Source organism: Corallococcus sp. BB11-1 (genome assembly GCF_026626625.1).
In the GTDB taxonomy this organism is placed as follows: domain Bacteria; phylum Myxococcota; class Myxococcia; order Myxococcales; family Myxococcaceae; genus Corallococcus; species Corallococcus soli.
Genome location: NZ_JAPNJY010000014.1, coordinates 1 through 20,805 on the forward strand (window position 1 = coordinate 1; position 20,805 = coordinate 20,805).

The 20,805-nt window shown below is 69.6% G+C and carries 15 protein-coding genes; 5 read left to right on the top strand and 10 right to left on the bottom strand.

Annotation, left to right across the window (positions count from 1 at the left end; genetic code table 11):
• Positions 1 to 1,792 (bottom strand): type 2 lanthipeptide synthetase LanM family protein (locus OV207_RS12765; protein ID WP_267555352.1); only part of this gene is annotated, 1,792 nt, incomplete at its 3' end.
• 100 nt (positions 1,793 to 1,892) lie between these two features.
• Positions 1,893 to 2,090, bottom strand: a complete 198-nt coding sequence (locus tag OV207_RS12770) for a DUF6229 family protein (protein ID WP_193348798.1) — start codon at positions 2,088 to 2,090, stop codon at positions 1,893 to 1,895.
• Positions 2,091 to 2,465: 375 nt separating this feature from the next.
• Here OV207_RS12770 and OV207_RS12775 point away from each other — a divergent pair, with 375 nt between their 5' ends.
• Positions 2,466 to 3,923 carry a C25 family cysteine peptidase gene (locus tag OV207_RS12775; RefSeq protein ID WP_267555353.1) on the top strand — a complete coding sequence of 486 codons (1,458 nt, stop codon included), beginning with the start codon at positions 2,466 to 2,468 and terminating at the stop codon, positions 3,921 to 3,923.
• Between the two features lie 15 nt (positions 3,924 to 3,938).
• Entirely contained in the window at positions 3,939 to 5,309 is a 1,371-nt protein-coding gene (locus tag OV207_RS12780; protein WP_267555355.1) for a metallophosphoesterase, read from the top strand.
• A gap of 3 nt (positions 5,310 to 5,312) precedes the next feature.
• Here the strand turns inward: OV207_RS12780 and OV207_RS12785 are convergent, their stop codons facing one another.
• Both OV207_RS12785 and OV207_RS12790 read right to left on the bottom strand, forming a co-directional pair.
• Positions 5,313 to 6,506: an MFS transporter gene (locus OV207_RS12785; RefSeq protein WP_267555356.1), complete on the bottom strand. Its 1,194-nt coding sequence runs from the start codon at positions 6,504 to 6,506 to the stop codon at positions 5,313 to 5,315.
• A gap of 81 nt (positions 6,507 to 6,587) precedes the next feature.
• The gene (locus OV207_RS12790; RefSeq protein WP_267555359.1) at positions 6,588 to 7,499 is read right to left on the bottom strand and encodes a glutaminase; all 912 of its coding nucleotides are present in this window, start codon (positions 7,497 to 7,499) and stop codon (positions 6,588 to 6,590) included.
• Between the two features lie 71 nt (positions 7,500 to 7,570).
• Here OV207_RS12790 and OV207_RS12795 point away from each other — a divergent pair, with 71 nt between their 5' ends.
• From OV207_RS12795 to OV207_RS12805, 3 genes are all read left to right on the top strand, one after another.
• Positions 7,571 to 8,968, top strand: a complete 1,398-nt coding sequence (locus OV207_RS12795; protein ID WP_267555360.1) for an alpha/beta hydrolase family protein — start codon at positions 7,571 to 7,573, stop codon at positions 8,966 to 8,968.
• Between the two features lie 227 nt (positions 8,969 to 9,195).
• The gene (locus OV207_RS12800; RefSeq protein WP_267555361.1) at positions 9,196 to 9,453 is read left to right on the top strand and encodes a hypothetical protein; all 258 of its coding nucleotides are present in this window, start codon (positions 9,196 to 9,198) and stop codon (positions 9,451 to 9,453) included.
• A gap of 2 nt (positions 9,454 to 9,455) precedes the next feature.
• Positions 9,456 to 9,824 carry a DUSAM domain-containing protein gene (locus OV207_RS12805; RefSeq protein WP_267555363.1) on the top strand — a complete coding sequence of 123 codons (369 nt, stop codon included), beginning with the start codon at positions 9,456 to 9,458 and terminating at the stop codon, positions 9,822 to 9,824.
• Between the two features lie 250 nt (positions 9,825 to 10,074).
• On the opposite strand, the gene OV207_RS12810 is transcribed toward OV207_RS12805, so the two are convergent.
• Genes OV207_RS12810 through OV207_RS12835 form a run of 6 tightly spaced genes read right to left on the bottom strand, consistent with a single transcriptional unit; the run spans position 10,075 to position 20,402 of the window.
• On the bottom strand, positions 10,075 to 11,088 hold the full coding sequence (locus tag OV207_RS12810; protein WP_267555365.1) for a phosphotransferase enzyme family protein: 1,014 nt from the start codon (positions 11,086 to 11,088) through the stop codon (positions 10,075 to 10,077).
• Between the two features lie 8 nt (positions 11,089 to 11,096).
• The gene (locus OV207_RS12815; RefSeq protein ID WP_267555366.1) at positions 11,097 to 12,845 is read right to left on the bottom strand and encodes a hypothetical protein; all 1,749 of its coding nucleotides are present in this window, start codon (positions 12,843 to 12,845) and stop codon (positions 11,097 to 11,099) included.
• A 6-nt stretch (positions 12,846 to 12,851) separates the two neighbouring features.
• Complete coding sequence (locus OV207_RS12820; RefSeq protein ID WP_267555367.1) at positions 12,852 to 14,348, bottom strand: TolC family protein; 1,497 nt, start codon at positions 14,346 to 14,348, stop codon at positions 12,852 to 12,854.
• The gene (locus OV207_RS12825; RefSeq protein ID WP_267555368.1) at positions 14,345 to 16,456 is read right to left on the bottom strand and encodes an ABC transporter ATP-binding protein; all 2,112 of its coding nucleotides are present in this window, start codon (positions 16,454 to 16,456) and stop codon (positions 14,345 to 14,347) included. Before OV207_RS12825 ends, OV207_RS12820 begins: the two co-directional genes overlap by 4 nt.
• Positions 16,453 to 19,182, bottom strand: coding sequence for an ATP-binding cassette domain-containing protein (locus OV207_RS12830; RefSeq protein ID WP_267555369.1), 2,730 nt, complete (start codon positions 19,180 to 19,182; stop codon positions 16,453 to 16,455). Before OV207_RS12830 ends, OV207_RS12825 begins: the two co-directional genes overlap by 4 nt.
• A 2-nt stretch (positions 19,183 to 19,184) precedes the next feature.
• Complete coding sequence (locus OV207_RS12835) at positions 19,185 to 20,402, bottom strand: HlyD family secretion protein (protein ID WP_193348786.1); 1,218 nt, start codon at positions 20,400 to 20,402, stop codon at positions 19,185 to 19,187.
• Positions 20,403 to 20,805 lie beyond the last annotated feature (403 nt).

Consider the following 20,805-nt stretch of genomic DNA (forward strand, 5'->3'; position numbering starts at 1 on the left):
CGCCCTGCCCGCTGTAGAGCTCCGCGGAGAGCGGCCGCACCGCCCAGCCGAACTCCGCGAGCACCGGGCTGATCCACGTCACCGTGCCGTCCGGCCCGCGCACGGCCGCGTCGAGCACGCGGCGGACCAGGGCGGACAGCTGCGCCCGTCGCCGCGAGTCCAGCCGCTCCCGCCGAGGCGGCGCCGCGGGGGCCGTGACACGCGGGGGCAGCGACTTCTCGTTGAGGTAGGCGCTCACCAGCGTGCTCCGGATGGTCGCCTCCTCCAGCGCCACGTCCACCGAGCGCCAGACGGACAGCGTCGATTCGAGCAGCACCCGGGACACGGGCACGGTGAACACGGGGATGTCGCCGGAGCACAGGTCGGCGATCTCCTCGTCGATGAGCGGCAGCGTGGCGGGCGCGCCGGGAGACACCTCCGCGTTGCGGCGCATCACGTCCCTCGCGTGCGCCTGCGCCCTGGGGGCGTCATGCAGCGAGGCCGGGTGCCAGAGCATGCGCATCAGCTCCGCGTACGTCTGCGTGGGCCGCAGGATGCGCCGGACCACCGCGCCCATGAACGGCTCCAGCAGCGGGCGCAGGTCGCCGTGCGCATCCAGGGACTTCATGCGGGAGGTGAGCTCGCCAAAGCCCTCGATGACCTGATCCCAGTAGCGGCCGAGCACCGGCTCCCGACTGGGGTGGTTCTTCGCCGGAGGGCGCTCCAGGAGCACCATGCCCAGGTGGGCCCCGTCGGTGCCTCCGCCGACGATGGTGGGACCGGGGATGCGCGGTTGCTGACCGGGGAGCGATCCCGCCGCGGAGATGTCCAGCCCACCCAGGCCCGGCCCGCCGCTGCGCACGGGGAGCAGGCCGGTGCGCAGCACGGTGCCCCGGATGGCCTTCGCGGCGATGTCCACCGCCAGCCCGCGGCCGGCCGGCGGCACGGGGGGATCCGGGGTGAAGAGGCTCTCCACGTCCACCACCACGGGCACGGGCCCCCGCGCGATGAGGTTCTCCGAGTGCAGGTCGGTGCCGCCCAGCAGGCGCATCACCGCCAACCAGTGCCCCAGGTTGCGGTAGAAGCGCGCGAGTTCGGCGTCGCCCTCGCAGGCGCGGTGCTCCACGAACTCCGCCCAGCCGTAACCCGCGCGCACCAGCACGGCGGGGACACGGATCCGCGTGGCGCTGGGATCCGGCGCGAGCAGCCGCCCCAGGAGCTCCTCCAGCGCGCGGTCCACGCGCATGCAGCGGGGCTTGTAGAGCACCGTCCCGTCTTCCAGCTCCAGCAGGGCCACCGTCTGGCCCCCCCGGTGGGCATCCCCCTGGCCCAGCCGCAGGCGGGTGAGCGCGCCGCGAGGCCTGCCCGGAAGGGTGCCGAGCGCGTCCCGGTCCACGACGAACCGGTCCACCAGCCGCTGCACCGCCTGCGTCTGGAGCCGGCCCACGGTGGACAGCCGGGTGAGGAGCGTCGGGTAGCGCTCGCGCAGGTGCGCATGGAAGCCAGGGGTGCAGGCGTGGTCGAGGAACTGCGCCCACCGTCCTGGTGAGTCCGGGGCGTCCAGCCGCCCCTCCAGCCCCGCCGCGTGCAATTCCAACAGCAGCACGCGGTTGAGCTTGAGCTGGGCGCTGAAGCCCAGCGCCTCCCGGGCGGCGGAGTCCACCGCTTCGCGCTCGGAGGACGCAAGGTCCTCCATCCGGGACAGACGCTCCGTCAGCGCATCCAGGTGGGGCGCGAGCAGGACGTTCACCGGGCGCGCCAGCCAGCCGGTGGGTGGGATGTCGGAGGCGACCGTTGCTTCCTCGTGGACCATGCGGTGGGGCTCCCTGGGGGTGGGAACTGGAGAGGACACACGGGAAGGACCTCCGGCGCCGGAACGGGCGATCCGGGCCGGAGGGGACGTCAGCGGGGCGTCAGCAACAGTGGACGTGGAGGGACGCGGTGCAGCTGCTGCAGCCCGTGTCCGCCACCAGCTGGGACTCGGTGAGCGCCTGCTCCGTGCGCGCACCTCCCACGAACAGCGGGCCCGCCGGGTTCTCCATCCCGTGGGACGACTCGGCGCCGGACAGCCAGCCCTTCACCACATCCAGGACTTCGGGATTCTTCGTCATGGGTGTTCTCCCAAGCGGCCAGCCACGAGGGCGAGGGGTGCCATCGCTCCGGACGCGGAACGAAGCTGAACACAGACATTCCCTCCAATGCCAGACGCAGCGGGCCAAAGCCCTGACGAAATCAAAGGCACGCATCCTCACGCCACAACTCCAGCCAGACGCGAACCACGTGCGGGAAGGCCGTAGGGGTTTGCCACGACGCTGACGCGCGCCGGTGCCCCGTGGGGCAGGCAGGATGGTGGGTGCTCGACAGATGGCCCTGGAGTCGGAGGTCGAGGTCGGCGGGCAACCAGGCCCCGCGGTCAAGCGCCTTGAGCCCGACATGGCGGGGGCATCCGCGTTCCCTGGTGGGCGGGACCGCCTAGACTGGGAGCCATGTCCAATCCCGAAGAACCGCTGGTCCTCAACGGCATCGACGGCGTCACCGGTCAGTACCTGGTGCCGCCCGTCGAGCTCCCGGCGGCCGCGGAGGTGGCCGACCCCAAAGGGGATGCCCCCTACTTCGACGCGTGGAAGCAGTGGCTCCAGGTCGTGCCCATGGGCGCCAAGACCTTCCTGCCCTTCGACGTGGACCCCACGAACCCCGTCCAGGCCGGCTGGGGCGTGGTGTTCCACGCGCAGGCGTCAGAGGAGCTCCGCAAGAGCCTGGAGCCGCTCATCGCCCACCGTCGCGGCCTCGTGGAAGCGGACCGGATGCACGTCCTCACCTACCAGCCCGGGGAGACATCCCATCAGTTCCTGGCGCGCTACGCGGTCGGCGTCGGCGACGTGGAGCCCACGCGCGTGCCGGCCTACCTGCTCCTCGTGGGCGGACCGGACGACATCCCGTACGACGTGCAGCACGCGCTGTCCCTCTCCTACTACGTCGGTCGCCTCTCCTTCGAAACCCCCGCGGAGTACATGCGCTACGCGGAGAGCGTCGTCTCCTACGAGACGGCGGCCACGGTCCCCAACCACCGACAGGTGAGCTGGTGGGCCCCGAAGCACCTGGGCGACCGGTCCACGCACCTCAGCGCGGACGAGTTGGTCACGACGCTCGCCCGGGGCGCCCCCGCCAACGAGAAACCCCACTACACGAAGACGATCGCCGCGAAGCTGCGCTACACCAACACCGCCGCCATCGAAGACGACGCGACCAAGGAGTGGCTGCTCGGCGCGCTCCACGGCCGGGAGTCGCGTCCGGCCGTGCTCTTCACCGCCTCTCACGGCCTCGGTTTTCCCGCGAAGGATCCGCGCCAGTTGACGGACCAGGGGGCGCTGCTGAGCCAGGACTGGAGCGGCTTCGGCGCGATGTCTCCCGCGCACTACGTGTCGGCGGCGGACATCCAGGACGACGCCCGGCTCCACGGGCTGGTGGCCTTCTTCTTCGCCTGCTTCGGCATCGGCACGCCCTCCCATGACGAGTTCCCGCTCGACCCCACCCGCCGGGGCGAAGCGCTCGCCCAGGCCGCCTTCGTCGCGGCCCTGCCCCGGAGGCTGCTGTCCCACCCTGGCGGGGGCGCGCTGGCGGTCATCGGCCATGTGGAGCGGGCCTGGGGCTTCTCCATCAAGCCCTTGAACCTGGTGCAGTCCAACGTCCAGCCCTTCAACAACTCGCTCGCGTTGATCATGTCCGGCCAACCCGTAGGCTATGCGCTGCGCGACTTCCGCGACCGCTACTCCAATCTCAACAACCTCCTGCTGACCCACCTGGATGCCAACACGCCCAACGGGAAGATGACGCCCCGCGAGCTCATCCACCGGTGGATTGAACGCAACGACGCGCGCAACTACGTGATGCTCGGCGATCCGGCCGTGCGCGTCCGCCACACCGACCTGCAAGTGATTCCCTGAAAGGAGCATGACCCCATGCGAACGCTCATTCTCAGCGACCTCCACCTGGGCAACGGCGGGCCCTACGACATCTTCGCGGGCGCCGCGGAGTTGCCCGCCCTGCTGGACACGTTCGCCGACATGCCCACCCACGTGGTGCTCAACGGGGACAGCTTCGACTTCCTGCTCAACGACGACCCGCTCGCGGTGGACCTCCAGCGCACCGTCGAACAGGCCCGGGCGCTCGTGAACTCCGCGCAGACGGCGCCGTCACTCCAGGCCCTGGGCCGGGTGCTGGCCGGGGGCGGCCGGGCCACGATGGTGGTGGGCAACCACGACCTGGAGCTCGCCCTGCCGGAGGTCCAGGCCGTGGTGCGCGCCGCGCTCGCCCAGCCCCCCCACGTGGCCTCGAGGCTGGAGTTCCGGGATGGCACCGCGCCCCTCCAACTGGACGTGGGTGGCGCCCGCGTGCTCGTCACCCACGGTGAGCACACCGACGTGGCGAACCGCATCGACTACGACTCGCTCCTGTCCCCGAAGCGCGACAGCCTCTTCCGCTACCCGCCGGGCTCCGTGCTGGTGAAGAGCCTGCTCAACCCGCTCAAGCACCAGCACCGCATGCGGTACATGGACCTGCTGAAGCCGGACTTCCAGGGGGCGGTGATGGTCGCGCTCGGCGTGAAGCCGGACGCGCTCAAGGTCCTGCTGACGTCCGGCACCCTCACCCTCCTGCGCCGGCTGATCCAGAACAAGGGCGTCGCTCCGGCCTTCGCCTTCCCGCCCACGGGCGAAGCACCCGAGGCGTCGGAGGCGGAGTCGCACCTGGCGCAGGCGATCGCGGACGTGAACCTGGAGGACGACGAGGTGGACGCGCTGCTGTCCGCCCTGGATCCGCAGCAGCTCAACGCCTTCGACAGCCCGGGAGCCCTGGGCCGTGCCCGCTTGAAGCTGTGCAAGGCGGGCTTCGCGCTCTACGCCCGCCTGCACCGGACGGTCGCGGGCAGGACGGGCACGGACTACTTCGCGCTCGAACCGGCCAGGGACGAGCTCGCGGAGAGCGAGCGGCTGGGCAAGAAGTTCGGCCCGCAGGCCGTGGTGATGGGCCACACCCACGCGGCGCGGTGGCACGAGGGCGACGGGCGCGTGTTCGCGAACACCGGCACCTGGATCTCCCTGCTGCGACTCCCGGCTCCGGACGCGCCCGACGAGGACTGGAGCGCGTACCTCCAGGAGCTCCAGAGCAACCCCGCGCTGGAGCCCTCGCGCCAGAAGCTGGCCCGGCTGGAGCACCGCTTCACCTGCGTGGAGGTCGCGCCCAACGCTTCGGGAGCGACCCTGCGCCTGGCCCAGTGGAAGGACCAGGGGCTGCACACGCTGGGCAGCGCGGAGCTGAAGGCAGGACGCTGAGCCTCAGCGTGCCACGGGCCTGTCCGCGGACGCGGACAGGATGCCGTGCAGCACGGTCAGCATCACGGCGCACGCGAGGATGTGGGGCGCGACGTACGCCAGCCCCCACTTCTCCGCGATGACGCCCGCGAGGCTCGGCAGCGCGGCCACGCCCGCGGTGGCCGCGCTCACCTGGAAGCCCACCGCGTGCGCGGAGACGTCAGTGCCCACCCGGCGGGGCGTCTCCGACATGAGGCCCGGGAAGATGGGGGCCAGCGCGAACCCCAGCAGCATCAGGCCCAGGACGGGCGGCACGCTGGGGATCGCGAACAGCAGCGCGCCCACCACCGCCAGCGCCGTGCTCCCGCGCAGCATCCGCACCGACCCCAGATGGTCGACGATGAAGCCCGAAAGGACGCGCCCCACGAGCAGGCTGCCCCAGTAGAGGCTCACCCACGTACCGGCCTCCGCCGTGGGCAGGCCCCGGCCCTCCGTGAGCACCGTGAAGCTCCACTGCCCGGCCGTCACCTCCACGCCCGTGTAGAAGAAGAACGTGGCGATCTGCAGCCACACCCGGGGGCGCCGCAGCGCTTCGGCCGCGCTGGCGGTGGGCACCCCCGCGCTGGCCTCGTCGCCGGTCCGCGCCGGGCCATCCCACTGCCGGCGCATCACCAGGAACGTCAGCGCGAGCAGGCCCAGCACCACGCCGATGACGGCGTACCCCGAACGCCACCCGGCGCCCCGCGTGAGCAGCGCCGTCATCAGCACCGGCCCCAGCGCCGCGCCCACGCTGTAGGCGGCATGCAGCCAGTTCATGTGCCGGGGCCCGAAGTTCTGCGCCGCGTAGTTGTTGAGCGCGGAGTCGATGGCACCTGAACCGAACCCGATGGCGCACGCCGCGAGCAGGAACAACGCGAACACCGACAGGGTCGCGTACCCCGCGAGCCCCAGGGCCACCAGCCCCGTGCTCAGGGCCAGCAGCAGGCCCAGCTTGAGCAGGCGCATCAACCGTCCCGCGAGCAGCCCGGAGGTGAAGTACGCGATCGCCGCCGCGGAGAGGATGGCTCCCATCCCCGCCTGCGACAGGCCGAAGGTGCTGCGCAAGGAAGGCCACGCGACGCCGAGCACCGCGTCCGGCAACCCCAGGCTGATGAATGCCAGGTAGGCGAGCGTGAGGAGCGCGGGACGCGGACGGGGAACGGGCACGGAAGGAGTCACGGCCGCGCAACCTAGACCGCGCCCGAGCATTCCCTCCGGGCATTTCCATGGATTTGTTCCCCCACCGCGTCCCTCGCTCCTTCAGAAGATGGACAGGCCCGTCAGCGTCGTGAACCGATCCAACGCCTCCATGCCCGCCACCGAGTTGCCCTGGGCATCCAGCCCGGGGCTCCACACGCACAGGCCGCAGCGGTTGGGGATGACGGCGATGATGCCCCCGCCCACGCCGCTCTTGCCGGGCAGGCCCACGCGGTAGGCGAACTCCCCCGCCGCGTCGTAGGTGCCGCAGGTGAGCATCACCGCGTTGACCTGCTTGGCCTGGCTGCGCGTGAGCAGCCGCGCTCCGTCCTCGCGCTCCCCGTGGCGCGCGAGGAACCCGCACGCCCGGGCCAGGTCCGCGCAGCTCATCGCCAGCGAGCATTGCCAGAAGTAGTGCTCCAGCACCTCCGCGACGGGGCTCTGCATGTTGCCGTAGCTCGCCATGAAGTGGGCCAGCGCGCGGTTGCGGTGGCCGTGCTCCGCCTCCGACGCGGCGATCACCGGATCGAAGTCCACCGACGGGTTGCCGCTCTCCGCGCGAAGGAAGTCGCGCAGCGCGCCGCGCGCGTCCCCGGTGAGCTGCTGCAGGCGGTCGGTGATGACCAGCGCGCCCGCGTTGATGAACGGGTTGCGCGGGATGCCGTGCTCGTACTCCAACTGCACCAGGGAGTTGAATGGATTGCCGGAGGGCTCCTTGCCCACCCGGCGCCACAACGCGTCCCCGTCCCGTGACAGGGCCATGGCCAGCGTGAACACCTTGGAGATGCTCTGGATGGAGAACGGCTCGCGCCAGTCACCCACGCCGTACACGTCGCCCTCCACCGTCGCGAGCGCCATGCCGAAGCGGCGCGGATCCACCGCCGCCAACGCCGGGATGTAGGTCGCCACGCGGCCCTGCCCCAGCACCGGCCGCACCGCATCCCACACGTCGTGCAACACCGCCTGGTAGTCCATGCGCCCCCATCCTCGTCCGGAAAGGGCGCGATGCCTTTCAGAAAATCCGCGTCGCGGTGTCTGCTGGGTTCATGCGCCTCTTCTCGTCCACCCTGCTCTCCCTCGCCCTGCTCGGCACCCTCCCCACGGCCTGCTGCAGCACCACGGATTCGGCCTCCAACTCCTGCCAGGGCCCGGGTCAAACCCCCACCGACCCGGGAGGCGTCCAGGTCACGCGGATTGGCGGGGGCGAGCTGAACGCCGCGGGCCAGACCTGGCCCTACCAGCTCCTGAGGCTGGAGGTGCCCGGCCGGGCCGCCACCTACGCCCAGTGGTTCCCGCCCCGGAAGCCGGGCGTGTCCCCCACGGTGATGCTCACCAAGCCGTATGACGGCATCTCCTGGACCGGTGAGGCCGTGGACGCGAAGTGGGCCTCGCGCGGCAATGGCCTGCACCCGGACGACAGCGAGCCCCACCACGGGCCGGGCTCGTCACCCATCGCCTTCACGCCAACGACACCGGAGATCATCGCCGGCGAGGCGTTCGTCTACCTGTTCCATGACTTCGGCGTGCTCGCCGTCTTCGGCCGGTTCTACGCGGGTGGCGACCTCCAGAACGACCGCGACGACATGAACGCGGGCATGCGCTTCCTCGCCCAGGCCTCCAACGTGGACACGACCCGCATCGGCGTCTTCGGCGGATCCTGGGGCGGCTACGAGGCGCTCTACGCCGCGGCGGATGCACCGGCCACCGTGACGCCGCGCGTGGGCGTCGCCCTGTCTCCCCTGTCCGACTTCGCCCAGGAGGTGGACTACGTGAACCGCGTCGTCCCCTCGCGCGTGAGCGACCCGGCGATGCGCACGCGCTACCAGCAGTTCTTCGAGCCCTACTTCCGCCGCATCTTCGCCACCACCGGCGGCGACCCGGTGACGACGTCGGGCACGGACTACTCGCGCTGGGATGCGGCCCACCTCGTCGACCAGGTCCAGACGCCGTTCCTCATCCTCCACGACGACTGGGACACCCTCATCCCCTTCGAGCACACGCGCGCCCTGGCGTCCCTTGCGCCCCAGCGCTTCACGCCGCTGTACTTCCAGAACACCGGTGCCGTGAACTGGAACACGCTGGCCCCGGACCACGGGCCCACGCTCGCCGCCAACGGCAGCGTCGCCATCACGCTGGGCGTGGGGCACCTCCTCCTGAAGCTGGGCGCGGCGGAGCAGACGCTGCTCATCCCCCATGCGGACGGCGGAGTGCGCGCGTGGCTCCAGGGTGTGCGCGCGCTCCAGCAGCAGGACCGCGACGTGCGCGACGTGGCGCCCCGGCTCCTGGAGCTCACGGATGCGCGCGTGCAGATGTTCGAGGCCACCGTGGGCAGCGTGCAGCCGGGCGCCGCCTTCGTCGCGGCGCAGGTCAATGCCGTCTGGGGCACGACCTTCACCGACGCCACCATCCGCGCGGCGCTGGAAGCCGGTCTGCCCACGCCGTAGCGGGCCAGAGCGGACATGGAGCTTGATGAGGCTCTACCACTCGGAAGCCAGATAGACCGCCATCCATGACCCAATGGAACATCCGTTCATGGAGCACGCGAGTGGTCCTCGGGCTCGCCCTGGCGACGACGGGGCTTGGGGGTACGGCTCGCGCCCGGGCCAGCAACGCGGCGGTGTCCCTGGCACAGGCGCCGTGCACCTCGAAAGACTCCACGGTGAGTTGCTGCGTGAAGACGCACCCGACGGCGCCGGAGCGCTGTGGCGCCACGAAGGTGGAGGCGGCGGAAATCCTCTTCGCCGCCAAGCTATCCGCCGAACTGGCCAGGCCCGACCTTCCGAAATGGAAGAAGCTGTGTCTCGAAACCTACGTCGCCTGCAAGGAGGAGAACTGGAAGGGCTCCTGCTACGACTGCTTCAGATCTTGCGAGGGACAGCAGGGTGAGTGGCCGGAAGACAAATGCCGCCCACGGAAGAAGGGATCGTGAGCATGACCGATGACATCAACTGGGACGGCGTGCGCGAACTCGCAGCCCGCATCGAGGCAGGCGAGGCATTGGTGCTCTCCCCCGACGTACGGGAGCTGCTGTTGCGTACAGCACGCGAGGTGGCGATACCCGCCACCGACGCCCAGGCAGCAGTCCAAGACGTGGCCACCGCGACCATTCTCCTGCGCGAAGCCCGGGCGCGGATCCGCGAGGGCTCCATGCGGCTGATGGTCGTGAGGTCCGAAGTCCGGCGTCTCCGGCAGGAGGGCGACTCCGCTGGCGCGCGGAAGGTGCTGGAGGACCTGCTCGCAGAGGAGGTGGTGCCACTCTATCGCGAGCAGGCAGAGTTGGCGCTGGAGGACCTGGACTGACGGCCGGCCCTCCGCGCGGCACTGGAATCCGGCCGACCGCCAGGTGAGTTGCTGCGTGAAGACGCACCCGACGGCACCGGGGCGCTGCGGCGCCACGAAGCTGGAGGCGGAAGAAATCGGCCCTGTGCGCCTCAACCCCAGGCAGTGGGGTGTTGAGGCTCAAGACAGCCAACAGGCCCAGGCTCCTGCCACGCACCTGATGGGAGCGCGGCCTGGGCAGGCGTGTGCCGCAGGGGCACGCAATTCTGCGCTAGTAGCTCGTGAAATCAATCTGCAGGATGGGTGTGTCCGCTTCGATGTCGCGCCGGAACCGCCCCCACCTGTCGAGCGTGCTCTCGTCGAGCACGGCCGGGTCGCGATACTGGTGGAACAGCGCGTAATTCATCGAGCGCTGGAGCGCGAGCAGGTCCGGCACGGCCGCGAGCCACTCGCGCTCCATCCGTCGGAGCTCCCGATACCCTTCGAGGAACGGCCCCAGGAACGCAGCGGCCGCTTCGTCGCGCGCCTCTCGGGCCTCGCCTCGCGCGATGTAGAAGAGGAGTACCGCGATGTCCTTGACGAACCACGCGTATTCGCAGTTGTCGAAGTCGAACGCGGTGATCTGCCCTTCGGCGAAGCAGAAGTTGTGCATGTGGAGGTCGGCGTGGATCAGCCCGTAGCTCTCCGGTGTTCGCGGTAGCCGGTTCAATCGCGCGATGATGGCCGCGGTGCGCTCGCGAACGAGCTTCTCCTCGGGGGGCGCGAACCGGTCGATGTCGACCACGTCGTACTCATGCCATTCCTGGCGCTTGAGCCTGGGGCTCGAAGGCGCGTAGGTCCCGGCGCGGTTGTGGAGCCGCGCGAACAGCCGGCCCAGGTCGCGGAACAGGGGCGGCTTCCAGTAGCGCTCCTTGAGCGGAGGCGCGTCGTCGAAGACGATGCCCGGCGCGCGCTCGAACGCGGTGGCGACGAAGTAGCTGCCGGGCTCGCGGTCTTCGATCCGCTCCACGAATTGCCCCGAATCGGAGAGGATCGGCGAGGCGATTGGAATGCGCGCGGCGGCCAGATAGCGAACGAACTCGACCTCACCCAGCGTGTAGTCGATCGTTCGCCGCGTGCTGTGCGAGATGCGCAAGATGATGCCTTCGCCGTCGTCGTTCTCCGCCTCGTAGACGAAGTTCTCGAAGGCCGCGAGTTCGGTGAGCTGCTCGGGCGACAGGCCATACCGGCGCGCAGCCTCATCGCGAATCGGTTCGTGGAAGCGGCGGACGAGCTCTGGATGCATCGAATCCTCTAGTCCTTCAACGTGAGGTTGCTCTCACCGTAGCCCAGCACGGTCGAAGCAGAGTCGCTGGTGACCGAGACGCCCAGGCCGCGCGCGAGGGTCTCCGCCAACGGGGGGCCATTGCGCGGCCGCGTGAACACTGCCAGGTCCGTGCCGGTCAGGGGGTGATCCGGGCGCCGGAGCCGCTGATTCAGCATCGCTTGCTCGCGCTCGACGACGCGCAGGCACCGGCGCTCGAGGGCGAACGCGCTGGCAGCGACGCCAGCGAGCTCACCGCAGAGGGGCTCCGCCACGACCTTGTCTCCCGGCAGCCCATGCGCGAAGAACTCGGCCAGCCGCCGCTGGCTCGTGGCCTGCTCGGCGGGATCCAGCTTCGCCAGCTCGTCCAGCGAGGTGCCCTGTGGCGTGCCGGGGAACGCCTCGCCGATGCGCGCGAACAACCAGCGGCTGAGCTTGATCTCGCGCTGGTATGTCTCGGCGAGCGGGAAATCGTCCCGGAGCAACGGGTAATGCGCGACATCGATGGGCGCCTCCACGCACTCTTGCAGCGCGGTGCGCGGGGGGTGTCCGGCGAACGCCGCCCGGAGCCGTTCGTGGAGCAGCCCCTGGGTCGCGCCGAGGAAGCGGACCACCGATTCGACGCGCTGCCCGAGCAGGCCGTAATCGAGCGCGGCGTCGAGATCGCCGAGGCGCGCTGCGATGTCGGGCTGGGCCTCGATGGGTGCCGGGGCCGCGCCGGTCAACACCTGCAGGTATTCGTTGATCAGCGCCGGCGGCCCGGCGCACACGCCGTGCGGACCATGGAAGACCGCGTGACGCTCGGCATAGTCCATGATCGTTTGCGCGGTGACGGGCTGCTCGGGGGCGTCGCGCACCAGGTCGTTGGTGACCAGGCGAACTCCGTCGATCAGCCGGAACATGGCCGCGAGCCCATTGTCGAGCTCTCCGTTCGGCACCGGATGGGTGCCCCGCACCAGCACATACCCGACCGACGCGAGCGTGCAGACGACCATCATGTGGAGTTCGCCCGCAGTGAGCACGCCCGGGGTCCGGGGCGGCATGCGCGCGAGGAAGGCCTTGCGGAACTGCTCGGTCAGCGAGAGCAGGTCTGGCCACTGACGCGCCATGGCCTTCATCGCGGTCACGTTCATCGGGAGCTCGTTCTGGTACCGGCTCCCCGCGTATTGGCACTGCTTGCGCACGGTCGGAAGATCGAGGAACAAGGTGCGCGGTGCGACGTTGTTCTCGCCCACCTGGCGGCCGTCACCGTCGAGCGCCGGATGCGCCACGCGGTAGACCGGCACGACCACCTCGAGGTTCGAGAGCGCGAACGCCCGCCCGAACGCCTGTTCGGTCAACACGGGGCAACGATTGTCGTGGGCGCTGAACGTGAGCGGCTCGCGCCCGGCTGGCACCTCGCCCAACCGCTCAGGGTAGGACACCGTGGTGCGGCCCGTGGGCGCATCCGAGACCCGCCTCAACACCCGCTGTTCGATCAATGCTTCGAGCAGGTCCCGGATCTTGTCCCAGGAATGGGGCGCGCCGTCCGACCACGCCATGGCGTCGGAGGCTTGAAATTGCTCGACCTGGAGCAGCTTCTCGCCCAAGGGCGCGATGTCCGGCTCGTCGAAGATGAGCTCCACCTCGCCATAGAAGAGGTGCAGGACCTGCTGGCCATTCCCTGCGTCGAGCCGGTCGTGCGTGAGCCGCCTTCGGTTGGGAATGTAGAGCATCTCATCCGCTTGCAGCTGTGCCATGGCTTCTCACTCCCGCTCCAGTGTGACGTCGCGCGACCAGGTGCCGCCGAGCGAACGATAGACCTCGACGCGATGGTTGAGCAGCAGCCGTTGCGCTTGCAGACTTGCGCGCTCAAGCCCGACCAGATTCGTCAGGGCGCTGAGCACCGTCAGATAGTCCGACTGCCCCTGCTCGAAGATCCGCCTCGCCTCATCCAGGAGCTGCCGCCCGAGCTGGACCTGCGCGCGCAGGCTGCGCAGGCTCGTCGCCTCGTTCTCCTCCTGGACCACGGCATCCTGCACCCGTCCGATCGCGGTGTGCAGCGCGAGCTGGTATTGGACATGGCGACGCTGGAGCTGGATCGGCAGTCGCAAGTACTCGGTGACCCGCCTTCCATCGAACAGGGCCCAGGTCAGGCCCACCCCGACGACGGACTCGCCCAGGACCGGCTCCTCCGAGAAGCCGAACTTCGAAGCGCCCACGTTGCCCACCAGTTCAATCGTCGGAAGCCAGCTCGCCAGGTTCGCGTTGATGCGGTGCTCGACCTCGGCGACGCGCAGCTCCGCGAGCCGCATCTCTGGCGTGTTCACGTTCAGGTCGCCCGGCGTTCCGAGTTTCGGTGGGGGCGGGAGGTCGGGAAGCCGTCGATCGAGTGGAACGACGTCGTCGGCGGGGCTTGGTACCCGGCCCAGCAGCGCCTTCAGCTCCGAATTCAAGAGCGCGTTCCGGGTGGCGATCAGCGGCACCTGCGATTCGAGGTTCAGCAGCAGCTGCTCCTGCTGCAGCACCACGAGCCGGGGCGTGAGGTGCTGCTCGAACCGCGCTCGAATCAGCTGGAGCAGCTCCTTGTTGTAGTCGATCTGCCGCAGCGTGAGGTCCCGGAGCGCGCGGGCCTCGAGGATGTCGAACCAGATCTGGGTGATCCGCACCGCGAGGTCCTGGACGCGGCCCTCGGTGAGCTGCCGCTGCTGCTCGGCGAAGTTCAATCCCGCGCGCCGCTGCGCATCAAGGGCTCCAAACAGGTCGACCTGGTAGGCCACGCCGACACTGGCGGTGGCGACGCTGTACTCGGTCCGGGTTGGCGGCGCGGGCGGAAGGTTGGCAACGACATGACGCAGCCCCGCCGGGTTCAGGATGCCGACCTGGAGCGGGTACCACCAACCTTGCGGCACGGCGGGGTCGAGCTGGTTCTCATAGATCAGCTCCCGCGCGTCGCGCAGGGCCAAGTTGTCGCCGAAGCACTCCTGGATGGCCGTGTCGAGAGCCGGATCGGCGAACGCCGACCACCAGACTGCGTCCTGGGTGACGCGCTCGGCTGGCTGCGCGGGCACGCCCTCCTCCGACGGCTGCGGGCTTGGAACCCCGCCCTCGGGTGCGCTGGACGGTTGGGGCGGCTGGGTGCGCAGATCGACGGCGGTCGAGTAGCTGCTCGGCGCCAGAGGCGGTTCGACGACGACGGGACGGATCAGCTCGCAACCGGAGCAGAGCGTCGCGAGGAGGGCGAGCGTAAATCGAAGTCTCATGGGTGACTGACGACCACGAGGGCTTTCGCGTGGTTGAGGACGCAGCGCTGCGCGACCCGCATGGTCTCGGGATCGAGGGAGGCGAAGCTCTCATCGAGGATGACCAGCTCGACCCCCTGCAGCAGCGTGCGCGCGATGTAGAGCCGGCTCTTCTCGCCGTGCGAGAGTTGCCAGCCGGTCTCGCCGATCATCTCCTCGAGGCCGGCGGGCATCTTGGCGACCAGCTCGTCCAGCCCGAGCTCCTTGCACAGCGCGGCGGCTTTGGTCCGCAGCTCGGGCGAGGTCGGCCACTCGCGCCCGAGCAGGAGATTGTACGCGAAGCTGCCGGACAGGACGTGGTTCTCGTGGAACTGCGGCGCGGCGGTGATGCGCTTGCGCCAGCCCGAGGAGCCGAACGTCGCGCGGTCCAACGCGTGCAGCAGCATCACACCGCCCTGCGGCGCCCTCAGGCCCGTCAACAGCGACACCAGCGTCGACTTGCCACCGCCCGATGGGCCCTCCAGCAGGATGCGGTCGCCCTGCGCGATCTGGAACGAGCAGTTCTCGAGCACCGGCCGGGTGCGCGCGTCGTGCCGGAAGGTCACGCCTCGCGCCTCGATGAGGGTTCCGCCGGCGGCGTCGGTGGGCTTGCCTCCCTCCATTTCGAGAGGGACTTTCGATTCGAGCTCGGGGCGGCCCACCGCGAGCAACAAGTCGCGGATCTGCTCGAACGACACCGCCGCCTGGGAGACCTGCTGGAAGTAGACGGCGACCTCGTCGAAGGCTCGCAGCGCGAGCAAGATGCCGCCCACGGACACCGCCAGCGCGCTGGCATTGGCCGTACCGCTGCTGAACGCCGGCAGCAAGGTCAGCAGGGCGAGCACCAACCAGCCGTCGCGCAGGAGCGCGGTCAGCTGCATGGTCCGGCGATCCATGACCTTCGAGATCTCGGAGTAGGAGCTCAAGCGGACGTCTTCACCATCATGCCAGCGCTCGAGTGGAAGCTGCGCCAGCCGCGTTCGATGGCCGAGCATGCGCTCGAGCAGGTCGTGGGTGATCTCGACGCGCGCGCTCGACCACGCCCGCTGGACGCCGTAGTGGCGGCGCGCGAGAACGAGCGCGACCACGACCCACAGGGCGAGCACCATCGCCTGGGGCCACCCTCCCGCCCCGAGCACGAGGATGACGCCCGCCAGGATCAAGTCGACGAGCGACAACACCGCGAGCAGGGCGCCGCCGACCGCAAGCTGCTCGACGACCTCGGCCTCGGCGACGCGGCCGAAATGGCGGCCGATGCCGTCGAGCCGCACCTCGTCGGGGGTCAGCTTGAGGGTTCCCGCCAGGAGCTGCTGCTTCAGCAGCGTTCCGAGCCGGATCGAGAACACGCCCTGCCACCACACCTCGAGCATGCGCAGCGGGATCGCGCACGCGATCACGGCGATCCACCCCAGGAACCAGCCGGTCTCGAGGTGGGCCTGGAGCGCGGCGCGGCCGAGCAACCAGAACGAGCCCGCCAGCACCAGCGAGAGGAGCGTGTGGCTCACGAGGATGCCGGCGGCGAGCGACGGGATGTCGCCGAGCAGCGTCCGCCGGCTCGCGGTGCGCCTGGGGCGCATGATCCAGCCGGTGCGCAGCTGCGCCTGGCCCAGCCGCTGCAACAGCATCTTTGAGCGGGCGTGCTCGCGCGCACGGGGCGACATCTCCACGCCGCCGAGCAGCTGGTCCACCTCGGCGACGGTGGCTTCCTGCTCTTCGCGCAGGAGCGCGAGCGCGCTCTTCGTCTGGACCGAAACCACCGTGGCGTCGCGCGCGAGCAGGCGCAGCTTCCCGCGCCGCGTCCCCAGCAGCACCAGATAGGACGGGACGCCGTCTCGCCGGACCTGGAGGATGCAGGGCGCGGCGCGTTCGAGGACGTCAGGCAGCTCGTGGTAGAGCGGCGTGATCGGCTCGAGTTCCACGCCGAGTCGATCTCCGAGCGCGAACATCCAGACCCGGCTCGGCTCGACGGCCGCCGCGGGCGGAGCGATCTCGCCCGCGGCCCTGCCATAGCCTTGCCTCTGCGCCAGCTGCTCCAGCGCGTCGGGCAGTCGCTCGACCGGCCACAGCAGGTCGGAGTGCGAGCGCGTCATCCCACCCGCTCCAACGCGCCTGCGACGGGCTCCGCGACCGGCGTCCCCACCGGCTTCAGCGTCGACCTCTCCACCAGCTGGCCGTCCGAAAGCCACCACTGGCGCCAGCGCCCACCGCCCCAGAGCAGCGTGCGATTCTCCTGGTCGGCGCGAAGGAGCACGGCGTACCGCGACTCCTTGTTCGCGAGCAGCTCCTTCGGCGGCCCGTTCTCGAGGATCCGACCGTTCTCGACCACGAGCACGCGATCGAACTCCTGGGTGTGCTCGACGTCGTGGGTGACACAGAGGAGCGTGATGTCTGCCCAGAGCCGCCGGGACTCGGCGAGGAGCCGCGCGCGCCGGTCGCGATCGAGACCGCGAAAAGGCTCGTCGAGGATGGCCAGGCGCACGCCGGAGCGAAGCATCGCGCGCGCCAGGCGCACGCGCTGGCCTTGGCCGCCCGAGACCAGCCCTCCGCCTTCGCCCAACGACGTCTGCAGCCCGTCTGGAAGCGCCTCGAGGATGTCGAGCATCTCGGCGCCCTTGAGCGCCCCCGACAGTGACCAGCCGTGCGCGCCGTCATTGCCATACCGGAGGTTGTCGATGAGGCTCTGGTTCCAGAGACTGATCGCCGGATCCACCCAGGCCGTGGTGCGCCGCAGCCGCTCGACAGCGGCCTGATCGAGCACCTGCCCGTCGATCTTGATCTCGCCGCGCGCCGGCCGGAGCCAGCCGAGCAAAAGGCCGACCAGCGTCGACTTGCCTGCTCCGGAGACGCCGACCACGGCCACGTGCTCGCCGGGAGCGATGTTCAAGGAAACCTTGTCGAGGATGGTGTGACCGCCGCCCTTCACGCGGACCTTCTCCATCACGATCGAAACGCCGCCTGCGGCGGCCGCGGGCGCGACAGGCTCCTGCACCGGCGCCTCCGGCCGGGCCGGCGGATCCTTGATGTCGCCGATGACGTCGAGGAGCCGGCGAACCCGGTTCATCGCATTCGGGAACGCGCGGCTCAGCATCATCAGCCGCTGGCCGAGGATGGGGAACCGCAGCGCCCAATAGACGACCAACAACACCAGCGAAGCCCGATCGGTGCCCTCGAGGTACGAATAGACGAGCAGCATGACGAGGCCGTAGCTCATCAGCATCAGCCCGCCTTCGAACCCGACCGACAGCGTCTGGAGCCAATAGCGCGCCTTGCTCCAGCTGACGAGCAAGGTCTCCTGCGCGCGGCGCAGCGACCGCTCGGCGCCGTGGATCCGGATCGGCGTGAGCCCGACGAGCGCGTTCAGGGTGAATCCGCTGAGCGCGCCTGAGTGCATCTGCACGCGCAGGTCGGGCTCGAAGAGCAGCTTCTGCGCGATCAGGGGCACGAGCAGCGTGACCGCCGCGAGCGCGAGCACGATGTGCCATGCGTGCGGTGCGGCCCAGATGAGCGCGGCAGTGATGCTCGCGACCTCGAGCGACAGGATCAGGGCCTGCGCGAGCAGGAGCGGCAGCGACCGCATCGCCTGGATGTGGTGCGTGCGAGACGCCATGTCGGAGGCGAGCCGGCTCTGGAAATAGCGGTCCTCCATCTCGGGGAGCTTCTCGAAATACGCCTTCCGCAGCCGCACCTCGAGCCGGCGGCCGATGCCGAGCAATCCCAATGAAATGGGGATTTGGATGAGCATGAAGCAGAGCGCGACGCCCGCCAGAACGGCCATGCCCGTCGCGCGCTGCGCGAACGTGCCGAGGTCGCGCCCCAGGTCGAGCACGCCACGGAGCATCAGCGCTTGCAGGATCCGCCCGAAGGTGGCGAACACCAGACCCACCGCGATCAGGCCCGGAACGACCCACGAATCTTCGCCTCGCAGGCGGAGCAGCGTTCGCGCGGGGCTCACCTGCTTGGCGACGAGCTCCGTCGCCAGGTCGCTCGCGAGCACGGCTCTCGGCGCGTCTTCGCCTGCGCGCGAAGCCTCGCGCCAACCGCGAACCCGCATCAGCACCGCGCCGGTCATCGACACCTCGCCCTCCACCTCCGGGTTGGGGCGAACGGACCAATAGGCAGCGGGAATGGGCACTTCGCCGGAATCGTCCTTCGCAATCATGGATTGCAGCAGACCCGCCGCCGTCCGGCCTCGCCGGACGGCGCCCGCGCGGATCATCGCTTCGGACGCCCGGCATGCGGCGTCGAGCCTGGCGATCGACAGATACCCGGGGTCCTCGAGCGCCCGGGCAACCAGCGCCCGCGCCTGCGTCGCACCCAGGTCCAGCAGGCGGCGCTCGATCGTCGCGACCGCCTCCTCGGACCCGGCCCATTCGCGCCAGCCGGTCGCCGGAACGGACGTGGTGTGCTGGTACAGGTGGCGCTGCAGCGTCGAAATCCGGGTCCAGTGACGGCCCGCCGCCGGGTCCATGACCTGGATGAACGGGCCGACGCGCTTCCACAGCACCACGAAGTGCGGCCGTCCTCCCGCGCTGAGCGTGACGATGATGGCGGGAAGCGCCTTGGCTTCGGGGACCACCACATGATCAAGCGGAAGCATCACCTGCTCGGAGTCGAGCCCGAGCTGGTTCGCGACTTCATCCAAGGTGACGATCGAGGTGCCATCGACGTCCGTCTGACACACTTCGCGAAGGACGCGATAGTTGAGCTCGGCGCCCATCCCCGCGAACAGGCTCTTGAGTGAAGCGGGGCCGCAATCCGTCGCCGAGATCTGGATCACCTCGGGAATGATCGAGCGCCGACGCCTGGGAGGAGCCATGGTCAGCGGGCCTCGGCTTCGGGCCGAAACACGGTCGTGGGCGGTTCTTCAGGCTGCGGATTCCATTCGCCGACCGCCCGCATCAGCAGCGCGACAGGCGACGCCCGCGCGACCTCGACCTCCACCACCAGGGTCATGCCGTGGCGCAGCTGGATGCGCGGATCGTCCGGCGGTGCGAACTTGAGCTCGACGCGCACCGTACCGGGGATGGCCTCGGGCGTGGCGGTCTGGCCGGGCTCGGTCCCGACGGCCGTCACCCTGGCGGGGACCGTCCCGTAGATGGTCATCGGGTAGCCGTCGAGCTTGAGGCGCGCCGTTTGACCGGGCTGGATCAATCCGACGACCTCCTTCGGGAAACGGGCGCGCACCCGGACCTCGGCATCGCTCGCGACGATGGTGCCGACCCGCTGCCCGTCGGCGATGAACGCTCCCGCGCCGAGCTCCGCCACGTCGACCAGGTGGCCCGTGGCCGGCGCCCGATACAGCTTCCGCTCGATCTGGTACTCGAGGCGGTCGATGGTGCCCTGGAGATCCCGGATCCGCCCCTCGGCGCCCAGCTGCTCGCGCTCGAGTTCCAGCAGCTGCGCGGCGAGGGCTTGACGGCGCACGTTCTGCTCGCGCTGCAGTCGGATGAGCGCCAGGCCCTGCGCCGTCTGCGCGAAGCGGAGCGCGTCGACATCGGTCGTGCGCTCGAGCTTCTCCATCTCCGAGACCGAGCCCGTCGGGCTCTTGAGGGCCAGCTGCGCGCGCTCCACCGCGAGCCGGTGCCTGGGCGCGAGCTCCTGCTCCCTCCCCAGCGCCTCCTTGACCGCGACCTCGTCCACCTTCGCCGTCAAAGCCGCCTCTTCATGCTTGTTGGTGATCTGCTGGCGGATGATGGCGAGTTCCTTCTCGGTCGCGGCGAGCGTCGCCTTGCTCCGCTCGAGCTCGAGGCGCTCGGCCCGTGCGTCGAACTCGATGAGAAGGTCGCCCTCCTTGACCTCCTGGTCGAGTTTGAGCCGCGAGAGCACGACCCTGCCCGCGCTGGGCGGCTCGATGCGATGGACGGCGTTGTGTGGCTCGATGCGGGCCTGTGAGCTGGCCTTGACGAGCGGGACCTTGGCGAACAGCGACCAGGCGAAGAGTCCGCCAGTGCACAACACCATCAGAGCGACAAACACGAGGCGCGTGTCCGACTCGTAGTTCAGGGAACGAAGGGTCCGCTCGAAGGGATATGCCATGGTCCGCGAACCAAGGTCGCCTTGATGGTCGCGCCCTGTCAACACCCGGCCACTGTTTTTGTGACTCACGCTCCCATTGCCTGAATACGGTCACATTGTTGCGACGCGGGAATCCGTCCGCGTCGCCGCAATGCGCCACATTTTGTTCTTTGGTTCGATTTGACATCCATCCGCGAGTACACGTAGCGTTCAACTCGATTCAACTCGAAAGGAGGCACAAAATGAAGATCAAGATCCACGTTCGCGGCGGCCCGAAGGCTCGCTGATAGTCTGGCGTTTTGACGCCAGATGTTGTGGTTGGTCGTTCCTCGTTTCCGATTAACAGAGGGGGGTTGATGGGAATCTTCCATCAGCCCCTCCTCTCGTTTCTGGCAACGTCTTGATCTTGCAGGTGCTCGTTCCT